At 73.4% G+C, this 12,995-nt stretch carries 10 protein-coding genes and 2 pseudogenes; 5 read left to right on the top strand and 7 right to left on the bottom strand.

Annotation, left to right across the window (positions count from 1 at the left end):
• Positions 1-2: 2 nt before the first annotated feature.
• Positions 3-656, bottom strand: a complete 654-nt coding sequence (locus tag AC0VYN_RS08640; protein ID WP_007387794.1) for a response regulator transcription factor — start codon at positions 654-656, stop codon at positions 3-5.
• Between the two features lie 467 nt (positions 657-1,123).
• On the opposite strand from AC0VYN_RS08640, the gene AC0VYN_RS08635 reads away from it, so the two are divergent.
• Positions 1,124-1,297, top strand: coding sequence for a hypothetical protein (locus AC0VYN_RS08635; RefSeq protein WP_362490793.1), 174 nt, complete (start codon positions 1,124-1,126; stop codon positions 1,295-1,297).
• 94 nt (positions 1,298-1,391) lie between these two features.
• On the opposite strand, the gene AC0VYN_RS08630 is transcribed toward AC0VYN_RS08635, so the two are convergent.
• Positions 1,392-2,210 (bottom strand): inositol monophosphatase family protein, encoded by an 819-nt coding sequence (locus tag AC0VYN_RS08630; protein WP_475535446.1) that lies wholly within the window; start codon positions 2,208-2,210, stop codon positions 1,392-1,394.
• Between the two features lie 8 nt (positions 2,211-2,218).
• Complete coding sequence (locus AC0VYN_RS08625) at positions 2,219-3,346, bottom strand: ferrochelatase (protein WP_475535445.1); 1,128 nt, start codon at positions 3,344-3,346, stop codon at positions 2,219-2,221.
• 141 nt (positions 3,347-3,487) lie between these two features.
• Here AC0VYN_RS08625 and AC0VYN_RS08620 point away from each other — a divergent pair, with 141 nt between their 5' ends.
• Together AC0VYN_RS08620 and AC0VYN_RS08615 are read left to right on the top strand one after the other, a co-directional pair.
• Complete coding sequence (locus AC0VYN_RS08620) at positions 3,488-4,750, top strand: MFS transporter (RefSeq protein WP_475535444.1); 1,263 nt, start codon at positions 3,488-3,490, stop codon at positions 4,748-4,750.
• Positions 4,689-6,029 carry a D-arabinono-1,4-lactone oxidase gene (locus tag AC0VYN_RS08615; RefSeq protein ID WP_475535443.1) on the top strand — a complete coding sequence of 447 codons (1,341 nt, stop codon included), beginning with the start codon at positions 4,689-4,691 and terminating at the stop codon, positions 6,027-6,029. The genes AC0VYN_RS08620 and AC0VYN_RS08615 overlap by 62 nt, the downstream gene beginning before the upstream one ends.
• On the opposite strand, the gene AC0VYN_RS08610 is transcribed toward AC0VYN_RS08615, so the two are convergent.
• Complete coding sequence (locus AC0VYN_RS08610) at positions 5,953-6,792, bottom strand: hypothetical protein (RefSeq protein WP_475535442.1); 840 nt, start codon at positions 6,790-6,792, stop codon at positions 5,953-5,955. The two genes, AC0VYN_RS08615 and AC0VYN_RS08610, sit on opposite strands and share 77 nt — an antisense overlap.
• 472 nt (positions 6,793-7,264) lie before the next feature.
• Here AC0VYN_RS08610 and sepH point away from each other — a divergent pair, with 472 nt between their 5' ends.
• Entirely contained in the window at positions 7,265-8,323 is a 1,059-nt protein-coding gene (sepH, locus tag AC0VYN_RS08605) for a septation protein SepH (protein WP_475535441.1), read from the top strand.
• A 69-nt stretch (positions 8,324-8,392) separates the two neighbouring features.
• Here the strand turns inward: sepH and AC0VYN_RS08600 are convergent, their stop codons facing one another.
• Positions 8,393-9,244: a sulfurtransferase gene (locus tag AC0VYN_RS08600; protein ID WP_475535440.1), complete on the bottom strand. Its 852-nt coding sequence runs from the start codon at positions 9,242-9,244 to the stop codon at positions 8,393-8,395.
• 240 nt (positions 9,245-9,484) lie between these two features.
• On the opposite strand from AC0VYN_RS08600, the gene AC0VYN_RS08595 reads away from it, so the two are divergent.
• On the top strand, positions 9,485-10,294 hold the full coding sequence (locus AC0VYN_RS08595; protein ID WP_475535439.1) for a VOC family protein: 810 nt from the start codon (positions 9,485-9,487) through the stop codon (positions 10,292-10,294).
• Positions 10,295-12,006: 1,712 nt separating this feature from the next.
• On the opposite strand, the pseudogene AC0VYN_RS08590 reads toward AC0VYN_RS08595, so the two are convergent.
• Together AC0VYN_RS08590 and AC0VYN_RS08585 are read right to left on the bottom strand one after the other, a co-directional pair.
• Positions 12,007-12,342 (bottom strand): annotated as a pseudogene (locus AC0VYN_RS08590) (AAA family ATPase); the annotation flags it as partial.
• Positions 12,343-12,561: 219 nt separating this feature from the next.
• A pseudogene (locus AC0VYN_RS08585) lies at positions 12,562-12,990 on the bottom strand (ATP-binding protein); the annotation flags it as partial.
• Between the last annotated feature and the right edge of the window lie 5 nt (positions 12,991-12,995).

Below are 12,995 nucleotides of genomic sequence, written 5' to 3'. Positions count from 1 at the left end.
GATCAGATCCGGTAGCCGGAGCCGGGTACGGTGACGATGACGGGCGGCTCGCCGAGCTTGCGGCGCAGGGTCATCACGGTCACGCGCACGACGTTGGTGAACGGGTCGGTGTTCTCGTCCCAGGCCTTCTCCAGCAGCTGCTCGGCCGAGACGACCGCGCCCTCGCTGCGCATGAGCACCTCCAGCACGGCGAACTCCTTGGGGGCGAGCTGGACCTCCTTGCCGTCGCGGAAGACCTCGCGGCGGTTGGGGTCGAGCTTGATCCCGGCGCGCTCCAGGACGGGCGGCAGCGGCACGCTGGTGCGCCGGCCGAGCGCGCGCACGCGCGCGATGAGCTCGCTGAAGGCGAAGGGCTTGGGCAGGTAGTCGTCGGCGCCGATTTCCAGGCCCTCGACCCGGTCGCTGACGTCGCCCGAGGCCGTGAGCATCAGCACGCGGGTGGGCATGCCGAGCTCGACGATCCGGCGGCAGACGTCGTCGCCGTGCACGAGGGGGAGGTCCCGGTCGAGGACGACCACGTCGTAGTCGTTGACGCCGATGCGCTCGAGGGCGGCCGCACCGTCGTACACGACGTCGACGGCCATGGCCTCCCGGCGCAGTCCGGTGGCCACCGCATCGGCGAGCAGCTGCTCGTCCTCGACGACGAGTACGCGCACGTCGCTTGTCCTTCCTGTGTCCGCCCGCGCGGCGCCGTTCGGGCGCACGCGGGCAGGGGGCTCGTGGGTGTGTTGGCCTCCATCCTGCCCTTTTCGGTCATAAGTCGGCGGTAAGGCAGGTGAGCGGCCGGTGAGGCCGGCCGGGTGCGGGTGGGGGCGCGGCGGCCGGACGCGGTGCGGTCGTCCGGAAGGAGCGCCGGACCGGGAATGCGAGATTTTCCGGTGCCGTTGAGGTTTCCGCGGGAGGGAGCAGGGGGAGGACGGCTGTACATCCCGCGATCACGCTCTGCCTGTACCGCACGCCACGCGGTGCGACGCGGTCCGCTTCCGCAGAGCGGGCGTGGGTGTCCGGCACCGTCGCCGCCCAGCGGGGCAGCGCTGGGCACTCCACCGGAGACGTGATCGCCCCTTCCGAATCGGCACACCCCCGTGCCACCGACCCACGACCCAGGACGAGGGGGCGCAGCATGGACGCTTTCACCGCAGGACTTCTGCAGCGCATACAGACGACCGAGTCCGACCTGTCCCGTGCCCGCGACGAGGGTGACGAGTTCCTCGTCGAGGTCGAGCTCGGCGAGCTCGACGACCTGCGCCGCCTCGCTGCCGAGCACGGTGTGGAGGTACGGGCGACCGGCGTCTGACCGAGACCCTGAGAACGACCGGCCCCGGCGGGATCCAGCGCCGGGGCCCCGCCGTTTCGGGTCGTCGGGCGACGCCGCGGGGCGTCGGGGCCGGTCAGGCGCCGAAGTCCACCAGGAGCCGCTGGAGGGGCTGGAAGACGTCGGGGGTGGCCGCGATCGTCAGATCGCCTGACGGGCGCTCACCCGGGCGCCCACCGGTCACGGCGCCCGCCTCCCGGGCGATGAGGTCGCCCGCGGCGAGGTCCCAGGGGTGCAGTCCACGTTCGTAGTAGCCGTCGAGGCGGCCCGCGGCGACGTCGCACAGGTCGATCGCCGCCGAACCGCCGCGCCGGATGTCCCGCACGAGCGGGATCAGCTGCCGCGCGATCTCGGCCTGCTCGGCGCGGACCTCGGCGACGTAGTTGAAGCCGGTGGAGACCAGCGCCTGGTCCAGCGGCGCCGCCGCCCGGCAGGCGAGCCGCCGTTCGCCGGTCCAGGCTCCCGTCGCCCAGGCGCCGCCGCCCCGGACCGCCCAGTACGTCTCGCCCCGCATCGGGGCCACGACCACTCCGGCGACCCGCTCGCCGTCCTGTTCGGCGGCGATGGAGACCGCCCAGGTGGGCAGCCCGTAGAGGTAGTTGACCGTGCCGTCGAGCGGGTCGATCACCCAGCGGACGCCGCTGGTGCCCTCGACGGCGGCCCCCTCCTCGCCGAGGAAGCCGTCGTCGGGGCGCCGGTCGGAGATCAGGCCGGTGATCAGCTCCTCGGCGGCGATGTCCATCTCGGTCACCACGTCGATCGGGCTGGACTTGGTCGCCGCGACCCCGAGGTCGGCCGGGCGGCCGTCGCGCAGCAGTTCGCCCGCGCGGTGGGCGGCCTCCTGGGCGGTCTTCAGCAGCTCCGTGTGGAGGGGGTCGGTCGTCACGTCGCTCACGGGGTTCCTCAGGCGTAGGGGCTGTCGGCGCCCGCGGCTGCGGGCCGGGGGGCGCGGGCGGGGCAGCAGCCGACGGGGCACAGGTCGTGGCCGGCGCCGAGCGCGCCCAGGGCGCACGGCGCGACCTCCTGGCCCCGCTCGGCGGAGGCCCGCTCCAGGACGAGGTCGCGGACCGCGGCGGCGAACCGCGGGTCGGCGCCGACGGTGGCCGAACGGCGCACCGGCAGGCCCAGCTCCCCGGCCTTGGCCGTGGCCTCCGTGTCGAGGTCGTAGAGGACCTCCATGTGGTCGGAGACGAAGCCGATGGGCGCCATCACCACGGCGGGGACGCCGGCCGCGTGGCGCTCCTCGAGGTGGTCGCAGATGTCGGGTTCCAGCCACGGGATGTGCGGGGCGCCGGAGCGCGACTGGTACACGAGCTGCCAGGGGTGGTCGACGCCGGTGCGCTCCCGGACGGCGTCGGCGATCAGCCGCGCCACGTCCAGGTGCTGCCGGACGTAGGCCCCGCCGTCGCCGTGTTCCTCCACGGGGCCGGAGGTGTCGGCGGCGGAGGTGGGGATCGAGTGGGTGGAGAACGCGATGTGCGCGCCGTCCCGGACCTCCTCGGGCAGGTCGGCGAGGGACCGGACGACTCCGTCGACCATGGGCTCGACGAAGCCCGGGTGGTTGAAGTAGTGCCGCAGTTTGTCGATCTCCGGCAGCTCGAGGCCCTCCGCCTCCAGGGCGGCGAGCGCGTCCGCGAGGTTCTCGCGGTACTGACGGCAGCCCGAGTACGAGGCGTAGGCGCTGGTGGCGAGGACGAGGATGCGGCGGCGGCCGTCGCGCACCATCTCGCGCAGGGTGTCCGTCAGGTACGGCGCCCAGTTGCGGTTGCCCCAGTAGACCGGCAGGTCCAGGCCGTGCCCGGCGAAGTCCTCGCGCAGCGCGTCCAGCAGGGCGCGGTTCTGGTCGTTGATGGGGCTGACCCCGCCGAAGAGGAAGTAGTGCTGTCCGACTTCCTTGAGGCGTTCCTTGGGGATGCCGCGCCCGCGGGTCACGTTCTCCAGGAACGGGACCACGTCGTCCGGGCCCTCCGGGCCGCCGAACGAGAGCAGCAGCAGGGCGTCGTAGGGGCTGGCATCGAGCACGTCAGGCATGTGTCGATCCTGCCACCAGGGACGGACACAGGACATCGCCGGGTGGCCGGGGTGCGTCCGAGGGGGTGCTTTCGGGGCACCCCGGCGCGTAATCTGTACCGACTGCGATCGCACCTTACCGACCCCTCATCGGAGACCTCGTTGCCCAGCCCCTACCGCGCCCTGTTCGCCGCCCCCGGCAGCAGGGGCTTCTCCTTCGCGGGCTTCCTCGGCCGGATGCCGCTGTCGATGATGGGCATCGGCGTGGTGACGATGATCTCGCAGCTCACCGGCCGTTACGGACTGGCGGGCGGGCTGTCGGCCACCATCGCGCTGGCCGCCGCCGTGGCCGGGCCCCAGGTCTCGCGGCTGGTGGACCGGTACGGCCAGCGGCGCGTGCTGCGTCCGGCGACGCTGGTCTCGCTCACCGCGGCGGCCGTGCTGCTGCCGGCCGCGCACTACGGATGGCCTGACTGGGTGCTGTTCGCGGCCTGTGTGGGCATCGGCTGCGTGCCGAGCCTCGGCGCGATGGTCCGGGCCCGCTGGGCGGCGATCTACCGGGGCACTCCGCAGCTGCACACCGCGTACTCCTTCGAGTCCGTGGTGGACGAGGTCTGCTTCATCTTCGGGCCGATCATCTCCATCGGCCTGTCCACGGCGTGGTTCCCGGAGGCCGGTCCGCTGCTGGCGGCCTGCTTCCTGGCGGCCGGCGTCTTCTGGCTGACCGCCCAGCGCGCCACCGAGCCCGTGCCGCATCCGCACGACCGCAAGGCCGGCCGCGGCACCGCGCTGAGCTCCCGGGGGCTGCAGGTCCTGGTCGCGACGTTCGTGGCGACGGGCACGATCTTCGGGGCCGTCGACGTGGTCACGGTGGCCTTCGCCGAGGAGGAGGGGCACAAGGCCGCCGCCAGTCTCGTGCTGGCCCTGTACGCGGCGGGCTCCTGCACGGCGGCCATGGTCTTCGGTCTGCTGCGCTTCGCCGGGCCGCCCGAGCGCCGCTGGCTGCTGGGCGTCTGTGCGATGGCCGTGAGTATGATCCCCCTCCTACTGGTCGGAAACTTGCCGTTTCTGGCCGCGGCGCTGTTCGTTGCGGGTCTGTCCATCGCTCCCACGATGATCACGACCATGTCCCTCATCGAAGAGCACGTACCACGCGCGCAGCTCACCGAGGGCATGACCTGGGTGAGTACCGGGCTCGCGGTCGGGGTCGCGCTCGGTTCGTCCGCGGGCGGCTGGGTGATCGACGCGGCCGGGGCGCGTGCCGGGTACTGGGTTCCGGCGGCGGCCGGGGCCGTCGCGGTCGCGGTCGGTTTCCTCGGGTACCGCCGGCTCAAGCGGCCGGCTCCGCGTCGGGGAGGGACCGTTGAGCAGCACACACCGCACGGCGAGCGGGAAGACGAGCGGGAAGAACCGCACATGGCGTAACTGGGGCGGCAACGTCTCCGCGCGTCCCGCGCGGGAGGTCGCCCCCGCGTCCGTCGAGGAACTGGCGGACGCCGTACGCAGGGCCGCCGAGGACGGGCTGCGGGTCAAGGCCGTCGGCACCGGGCATTCCTTCACGTCCATAGCCGCGACGGACGGGGTGTTGATCCGTCCTCATCTGCTGACCGGCATCCGCCGTGTCGACCGCGACGCCATGACCGTCACGGTCGAGGCCGGCACTCCGCTCAAGAGGCTCAACGTGGCCCTCGCGCGGGAGGGTCTGTCGCTCACGAACATGGGCGACATCATGGAGCAGACGGTGTCCGGGGCCACCAGCACCGGCACGCACGGCACGGGCCGCGACTCGGCCTCGATCGCCGCCCAGATCAAGGGGCTGGAACTGGTCACGGCGGACGGCTCGGTGCTCACGTGCTCCGAGAAGGAGAACCCCGAGGTCTTCGCCGCCGCCCGGATCGGCCTCGGCGCCCTCGGCGTGGTCACCGCGATCACCTTCGCCGTGGAGCCGGTCTTCCTGCTCACGGCCCGCGAGGAACCGATGCCGTTCGAACGGGTCCTCGCCGACTTCGACGCGTTGTGGGCCGAGAACGAGCACTTCGAGTTCTACTGGTTCCCGCACACCGGCAGCACCAACACCAAGCGCAACAACCGCAGCGCGGGCCCGGCCCGGCCGGTGGGCCGGCTCCAGGGCTGGTTCGACGACGAGTTCCTCTCCAACGGCGTCTTCCAGGCGGCCAACTGGGTCGGCCGCGCGGTTCCCGCCGCCGTCCCGGCGATCGCGCGGGTCTCCAGCAGGGCCCTGTCCGCGCGGACGTACACCGACATCCCCTACGAGGTCTTCACCTCCCCGCGCCGGGTGCGGTTCGTGGAGATGGAGTACGCCGTGCCGCGCGAGGCCGTCGTCGACACGCTGCGCGAGCTGAAGGCGATGGTCGACCGGTCGGGGCTCAGGATCAGCTTCCCGGTCGAGGTGCGGACCGCTCCGGCCGACGACATCACGCTGTCCACCGCCTCGGGCCGCGACACCGCGTACATCGCCGTCCACATGTTCCGGGGCACGCCCTACCGGGCGTACTTCACCGCAGCCGAGCGCATCTTCACCGCGCACGAGGGCCGCCCGCACTGGGGCAAGGTGCACACCCGGGACGCCGCGTACCTCTCCGGGGTGTACCCGCGCTTCGGTGAGTTCACGGCGCTGCGGGACCGTCTTGACCCTGACCGCCGGTTCCAGAACGACTACTTGCGCCGGGTTCTGGGGTCGTAGCCGAGGCGTCGGGGGCCGGCGTCGTGGCCGCCCCGGAACCGTCGCCGCCGGTGGCGCTCGAGGTGGGTGCCGGGACCGGGCCGGCACCGCCGTCGTCCGGGGAGGCGCCGTCGGACGGCGCACCGTCCGCGGAGCCGCTCGGGGTCCCCGACGGCGTCGCCGCCGGGGCGTCGTCGCCGGTGCCGAGGTCCTGGGAGTCCGCCGGGGCCGGGGATTCGTCCCGGTCGCCGGAGCCGCCCGGCTCCTCCGGGTGCGGCGCGGACCTGCCGTGGCCGGAGAAGGCGCTGCCGACGGTCGTGCTGTGCCCGCCGCTCAGGTTGTGGCCGGAGGCGGCTTCGTAGGCGGTGATCCCGCCCATGGTGACGCCGAAGACGAGGGCCGCCGCGACCAGCGGCCGCTTCCAGCTCGTGACCCGCGCGCGGTAGACGGTGCCCTCGGTGAACTCACCTGGGGCGGGCACGGTGTGCCCGGCGGGGCGTCCGGCACCCGTCGCGGCGCCCGCCTCGGCGGCGCGTCTGGTCCGCATCCGATCCGCGGTGCGCCGGAAGAAGTGCTGGAACACCGAGCCACCGCAGGTGGCGATGACGCTGATCAGGCCGGCGCCGAGGATCGTGCCGTAGACGCCGAAGGAGGAGGCGAGCTTGGCGGCGACCACGGCCGCCAGGGCGCTGCCGGCGACCTGGGGCACGCTCAAGTCGATCCGCCTGGGTTCCGCCTCCGTACGCATGTCCGTATCGCCGACGGCTTCGGGCTTTTCACGCATCCCCGGACCTTGCCTGCCTTTCCCGTACGTGCTCGATCAACTGCACGAGAAGGGGACGTGCGATCGAAACCTTTAGTTCCGTTTCTGGTGATTCCGTGAAGTACGCCACGCGCGGCACCGGAGGAATCGCGCCGGGGCGGCCGAGTGCCCGGCCTTGCCGGAAGTCCGGCGGCGCGCCAATCCACGCAGGTGGCCCGAATGGAGTACTGTGGCGAGCCCTGGGTACGGTCTCCCGGCAGGGAGTTCAGGACCTCGAAGGACCGCCGGGAGGGGGCTGATTGCACAGGGTGACCCAGTCGGTCACTCAGCGTTGCAATTTAGGTAACCGTGCCATAACGGCGATTCAGGGCCCGCGCCCGACACGCCGGGCAACTCGGCAAGGTTGTGGCAGGCTGCACCCGGGCAGGCCACACTCGACAGAGCGGAAGCAGCGACGCACGTGACGTCGGCAGGCACCACCCGGGAGGTCCCCATGCCCGAACTGCGTGTCGTGGCCGTCTCGAATGACGGCACACGGCTGGTGCTGAAGGCTGCGGACAGCACGGAGTACACGCTTCCGATCGACGAGCGGCTCCGGGCCGCCGTACGCGGCGACCGTCCCCGCCTCGGCCAGATCGAGATCGAGGTGGAGAGCCATCTCCGCCCCCGCGACATCCAGGCGCGTATACGTGCCGGTGCGACCGCGGAAGAGGTCGCCCAGATGGCCGGCATCCCCGTCGACCGGGTACGCCGCTTCGAGGGACCCGTCCTGGCCGAACGCGCCTTCATGGCGGAGCGGGCCCGCAAGACCCCCGTCCGCCGCCCCGGCGAGAACTCCGGACCGCCCCTCGGCGAGGCCGTGTCGGAACGGCTGCTGCTGCGCGGCGCCGAGAAGGACACCGTGCAGTGGGACTCGTGGCGTCGTGACGACGGCACCTGGGAGGTCCTGCTGGTCTACCTGGTCGCGGGCGAACCGCACTCGGCGAGCTGGACGTACGACCCGCCCAGGCGGCTCGTCCAGGCCGTCGACGAAGAGGCGCGCGCGCTGATCGGCGAGACCGACGACCTCGCGGCGAACGAGCCCAGCTTCCCGTTCGTCCCCCGCATCGCACGACTGCCGCGCGACCGGCCGCTGGACCGCACCCTCGACCGGGAGCACCGCGAGCGGCCGAGCCTGCCGGCGCAGCCGTCCGAGCCGGCCGAGGAGACCACGGTCACCGCCTCGGGCGAGCGCGAACGGGACTCGCTGACCAGCCTGCTGGAGGCGGTGCCGAGCTTCCGGGGCGACCTGGTGGTGCCCGAGCGCGTGCCGGAGCCGGTTGAGGAAGCCGCCGAGGAGGCCGAGGTGGAGGAGCCCCCCGCCCCGGCGGCGTCCGCCGGTTCCGCCTACGCCGACGTGCTCATGCCGCGCTCCGTGGGCAGTCACCGGGACCGCCTCACCGGCTCCACCGACCGTCAGGCCGAGGCGGACGGTGTCCGCCCGGGGCGCCGTGCGGCGGTGCCGAGCTGGGACGAGATCGTGTTCGGGACCCGGCGCAAGAAGCAGGAGTAGGCGGGCCGTTCCCCGTCGGAGGTCCGGGTCGCGCCCCGCGGGGTGCGGCCCGGACCTCGTCCGTGTGCCCTACTGGGGGTCCGGTCCCACGGCCACGGGCCGCTCCGGGTCCGACGACCACTCCGACCACGATCCCACGTACAGCGCCGCCGGGATGCCGGCCACCGCCAGCGCCAGCACCTCGTGGGCGGCGGAGACGCCCGAGCCGCAGTACACGCCGACCTCGCCGCCGTCGGCCGCCCCCAAGTCCTTGAAGCGGGAACGGAGTTCCTCGGCCGGCCGGAACCTGCCGTCCGCCAGCACGTTGTCCGCCGTCGGCGCCGACACCGCGCCCGGGATGTGGCCGCCGACCGGGTCGATCGGCTCGACCTCGCCCCGGTACCGCTCCCCCGCCCGGGCGTCGAACAGCACCCCGGACCGGGCCAGGGCGGCGGCTCCGTCCGCGTCCAGCAGCCCCACCGCGCCCGGCGCCGGCGTGAAGTCGCCCTCCTCGGGCTCCGGGACGTCCGCGGACAGCGGCCCCTGCCAGGCGCCCAGCCCCCCGTCGAGGACCCGCACGTCCGGGTGACCCGTCCACCGCAGCAGCCACCAGGCGCGGGCGGCCGCCCAGCCCTGCCCGCCGTCGTACACGACGACCGGCCGGCCCGACGACACGCCCGCCCGGCGCATCGCGGCACCGAACTCCGCCACGTCCGGCAGGGGATGCCGGCCGTGCGCACCGGGTGCGGAGGCGAGTTCCCGGTCGAGGTCGACGAAGACGGCACCGGGGATGTGCCCCGCCGCGTGCTCGGCCCGGCCGTCGAAGGGCGGCGCACCGGCCGCCTTCGCCGTGCTCAACTGCCAGCGGACGTCGAGCAGGACGGGCGGGTTCGCGCCCGCGAGCTCGTTCGTGAGGTCGGATGCGGAGATGATGGCGTTCATGGCTCCATCCTGGCGTACCGAGTGGCCGACGCGTCGATGTCCCGCTACTCTGCCCGCCGGACAGTACCGATCACGAGGCGTACGGATTCGGGCACATGCTGTACTGCCCGGGCCGCCGGGGCGCATCCCGGGGCGGACGGGGCACCGGGTCCGGGGCGGCATCGGCACGAGGGGCCGCACGAGGGGCCGACGGAGCGCAAGCGGACGCACGGCCCGCGGAGGGCCGAGAAGAGAGTGACGATGACCGAGGCACGGGGCCCGGCCGGCCGCGGCGGCGAGACGCACGGCCGGCGCACACCCGGCACGCCCTGCTGGGTGAGCCTGATGGTGCACGGGCCGGCCGCGACCCAGGAGTTCTACGGAGCGCTGTTCGGCTGGGAGTTCCGGCCCGGACCGCAGCAACTGGGCCCGTACGCGCGGGCCCTGCTCGACGGCCGTGAGGTGGCGGGCATCGGCCGGCTTCCCGCGGACCGGCAACTGCCCATCGCCTGGACCCCGTACCTCGCCTCCGACGACGTGAACGAGACGGCCGACGCGGTGCGTTCGTGCGGCGGCACGATCGGCGTGGGCCCGCTGGACGCGGGCGAGGCCGGGCGTCTGGCCATCGGTTCCGACCCGGCGGGCGCCGTCTTCGGCATCTGGCAGGCCGCGGCGCACCTCGGCACGGAGATCACCGGCGAACCGGGCACGCCCGGCATGCCCGCGTGGAACGAGCTCACGACCTACGACACGGCGGGCGTCGCCAAGTTCTACGGGACGGTGTTCGGCTTCGAGCTGGAGCCGTCGGCCACCGCCGGCCTCGACCACGTGACCCTCCGCCTCGACGGCCGCCCGGTCGCCGGCATCCACGGCCTCGGCGACGCCCTGGCCCGCGAGCGGGGGCCGCACTGGACGACGTACTTCGAGGTGGCCGACATCGAGCGGTCCCTGGAACGGCTGACCGGCCTGGGCGGGCACGTCCTCGAGCCGGCCCGCGACACGCTCCACGGCCGCGTGGCGCGGGTGGCGGACCCGGAGGGGGCGCGGTTCTCGCTGGTGCGGAGCCCGTGACGACGGGCCGGGGCCGTCGGGCGGGGCGGCGCGTTCGGCGAGGGTGAGACCAGCCGTCTCTCCGCCCCCCGTGCCGTCCGGCCGGGAGAGGGTCCCTCAGCCCGTCGCCAGGACCGTCCGGCCGTCACCTCCCTCCCAGCCGTCGCGGGTGCGCCAGATGACTTCGACCGTGAAGACGTCACGGATGGAGCCGGCGGACCATGGCTCGGCGGGCGGTTCGCAGAGGACGAGGTACAGACGGTCGGCCTTGCTCGGCAGGGCGTGGTCGATCTCCAGGAGCCGGGCCGCCCCCGCGCGGAGGTCGGAGTGGGACGTCCGGCCGGCGCCCAGGACCTCGTAGAGGTGCAGGCCCGTGTCGGTGACGCAGCTGACGTCGACGACCGCGGAGTTTCTCGGGCTGCCGGTCCGCGCGCAGGAGCGCCGCCATCAGTTCGAACCGTACGGCTTCGTGCGTCTTGCAGGTGCGGTCGGCGGCGACAGTCGCTTCCAGGTGCCGTAGCAGGGCCGTGGCCGGATCGACTGTCTGCGAGGTGGTGGGGGTCATGGTGTCGGGCTCCTTCGGCGCGTTCTGCCGGGGCTGCTCGTGCGGTTGGGACGGTTAGGGCGGCGAGCAGGCCGACGACCGCGTGCCAGCGTTCGTCCATGGCCGCCAGTTCCTCGCGCGCCGCTCCGGCCACGATCGCGCACGCGTCCGTCAGCGTCACCGCCGCTTTCAGCGCGCGCTCGGCGAGTTCGACGGGGTCGGTGATCCGCCGGCAGTCGCCCCAGGCCTGCCACGGTTCGGCGAGCGCGGCCGGGATGTCCCGCGGCGGGAGGACCAGGTCGTGCAGGGCGCGCGTCGCGGTCCGCAGGCGGGCCTCGGCCTCGCGTACGGCCTCGGCCTCGCGCAGGAGCGCGGCGATCTGCGCCTCGGCGCGCGCGGCCCACTCCCGGTCCAGGACCTGTTCCGTACCGCAGACCGGGCAGCCGGTGTCGTCGGCGTGGCGGTCGCTGTGCCGGAGGGCGGCCTGGAGCAGCGCGGCCCTGCTGTGGGCGTCGGCGGCGGTGCCCTTCAGGTCGTCGACGTCGGCAACGGCGTTCCGCAGCGCGTCGACGGCGGCGCCGACCTGGTCCAGGTCGGGGCTCTCGGTCTCGGCGGCGGCCTCCAGGCGGGCCTGGCACAGCCGACCCTCGTCGGCCGTGGGCGCGCCGGCGATCAGCGCGTCGAGCACGGCGTGGTCGGGCCCGCCCTTCTCCTCCATCGCCACCAGCGCCTTGAGCGCCCGGTCGTCGTGCCCGACCTCCTCCAGGGCCGCGTGCAGGTGCGGCTTCCTGTCCTTCGCGGCGTTGACGGCTGCGTCGAGTTCCTTCTTCGCGGCAGCCAGCCGTCGCGCGGCGGCGTTGAGATCGTCGAGGCCGAGGATCGCGGCGATGTTGTCGTACATCTCGGACGGCTTGCCGTTGAGCAGGTTGTCCAGGTCGGCGTAGGACAGGAAGGGGCGGTGGGCGCGGGTCGCCCGCTCCCAGCCGGCCCGCTCCAGCGGCACGGTGCCGTGTCCCGGCCGCCTGAGCACGGCCTCGGAGTCGGTGAAGGCGTCGCCGTTCCAGGTGCGGGTGAGGGTGCTCGGCGACGGGTCGCCCTCGACGGTCAGCCTGGCCTCGACAACGGTCCGCTCGCCCTGGTGCAGGTTGCGCCAGCGGACGGCGTGGCTCGGATGCTGTCCGGTGCAGTGGGCGTTGGTGCCGGTGAACAAGGTCTCGATCGCCTCGGCGATGCTCGACTTGCCGGAGCCGTTGCGTCCGACGACGAGGGTCACACCGGGCTTGGGCTTCAGCTTGAGCAGTGCCTTGGAGCCGACGCCGCGGAAGCCGGTGACCGCGATGTTCCCCAGGTACACGGGGCCCGCGGAGGCGCGGGCGCCGTCCTCGGCGTCCTCGGGATCGCCGAGTGCCTCGCGGACGAGGGCCTTCGCCGGGGCGGACAGCTTGCGGTCGCCGGCCAGGCGGGCCTCGACGAGTTCGGGCAGGGGCAGTGCGTTGTCGGGGGTCCGGTCCGTCGTGTCGTCCATGGTGTCTCCCGTGATTTCCGTACGACGAGGGAAAGGGGCGAGCACCGACAGGCACCGGGAGCGGCCGAACCACCGGGGTGCCTGTCGACGGACGGAACCGTAGGCGTGGGGGGAAACTGTGCGGCTTCTTCTTTCTGATAACGACGGTTATCAGGGCAGTTGACGACAGCGAAGTGATCATTCGAGGCGGGGAGAGTGCCGGTTCGCCCGCCTCGATGATCAGTTGGTTTGCCCCCTCGCCTCACCGATCCGTCTGTCCAACTCGGCGTCCAGCGCGGCCTGCTCGCGCACACCGGGGTCATAGCCGCTCCACTCCCGCAGAGCGGCGCGTACCTGCTCGTACTCCGCCCACACGGTCTTGCCCGGGCCGTCCGGGCGCGGGTGCCAGTCCCAACGGGTGGCGAGCTGCGACACGAGGAGCAGTCCGCGGCCGGCCTCGTCGGTGGCGTCGGTCTCCTCCAGGGCGGTGGGGCGGCGCGGGTGACGTTCGGTGCGGGTGTCGGTGACCTCGACGCGCACGGTGCGGCCGTCGGGGGTGGTGTGGAGGCGGAGGTGGAAGTCCCGGCCGGGGACGTGGCCGTGGCTCACGGCGTTCGCGGTCAGCTCGGCGACGATCAGCACGATCGCGTCGTGCGGGTCGGTGCCGTAGTCGG

The organism is Streptomyces sp. 63XJN7_1_ISO-PGPR-S23-121, assembly GCF_056173025.1.
The sequence above is the reverse complement of the archived record's forward strand: the minus strand, read 5'-3'. Positions and strand labels throughout refer to the sequence as shown.

Bases quoted from the DNA above. Each gene is read 5' to 3' on its own strand.
- AC0VYN_RS08625 (WP_475535445.1), bottom strand. From the start codon at position 3,346: ATGCCTGACGTGCTCGATGCCAGCCCCTACGACGCCCTGCTGCTGCTC.
- AC0VYN_RS08595 (WP_475535439.1), top strand. From the start codon at position 9,485: ATGACCGAGGCACGGGGCCCGGCCGGCCGCGGCGGCGAGACGCACGGC.
- AC0VYN_RS08610 (WP_475535442.1), bottom strand. From the start codon at position 6,792: ATGCGTGAAAAGCCCGAAGCCGTCGGCGATACGGACATGCGTACGGAG.
- AC0VYN_RS08600 (WP_475535440.1), bottom strand. From the start codon at position 9,244: ATGAACGCCATCATCTCCGCATCCGACCTCACGAACGAGCTCGCGGGC.
- sepH (WP_475535441.1), top strand. From the start codon at position 7,265: ATGCCCGAACTGCGTGTCGTGGCCGTCTCGAATGACGGCACACGGCTG.
- AC0VYN_RS08635 (WP_362490793.1), top strand. From the start codon at position 1,124: ATGGACGCTTTCACCGCAGGACTTCTGCAGCGCATACAGACGACCGAG.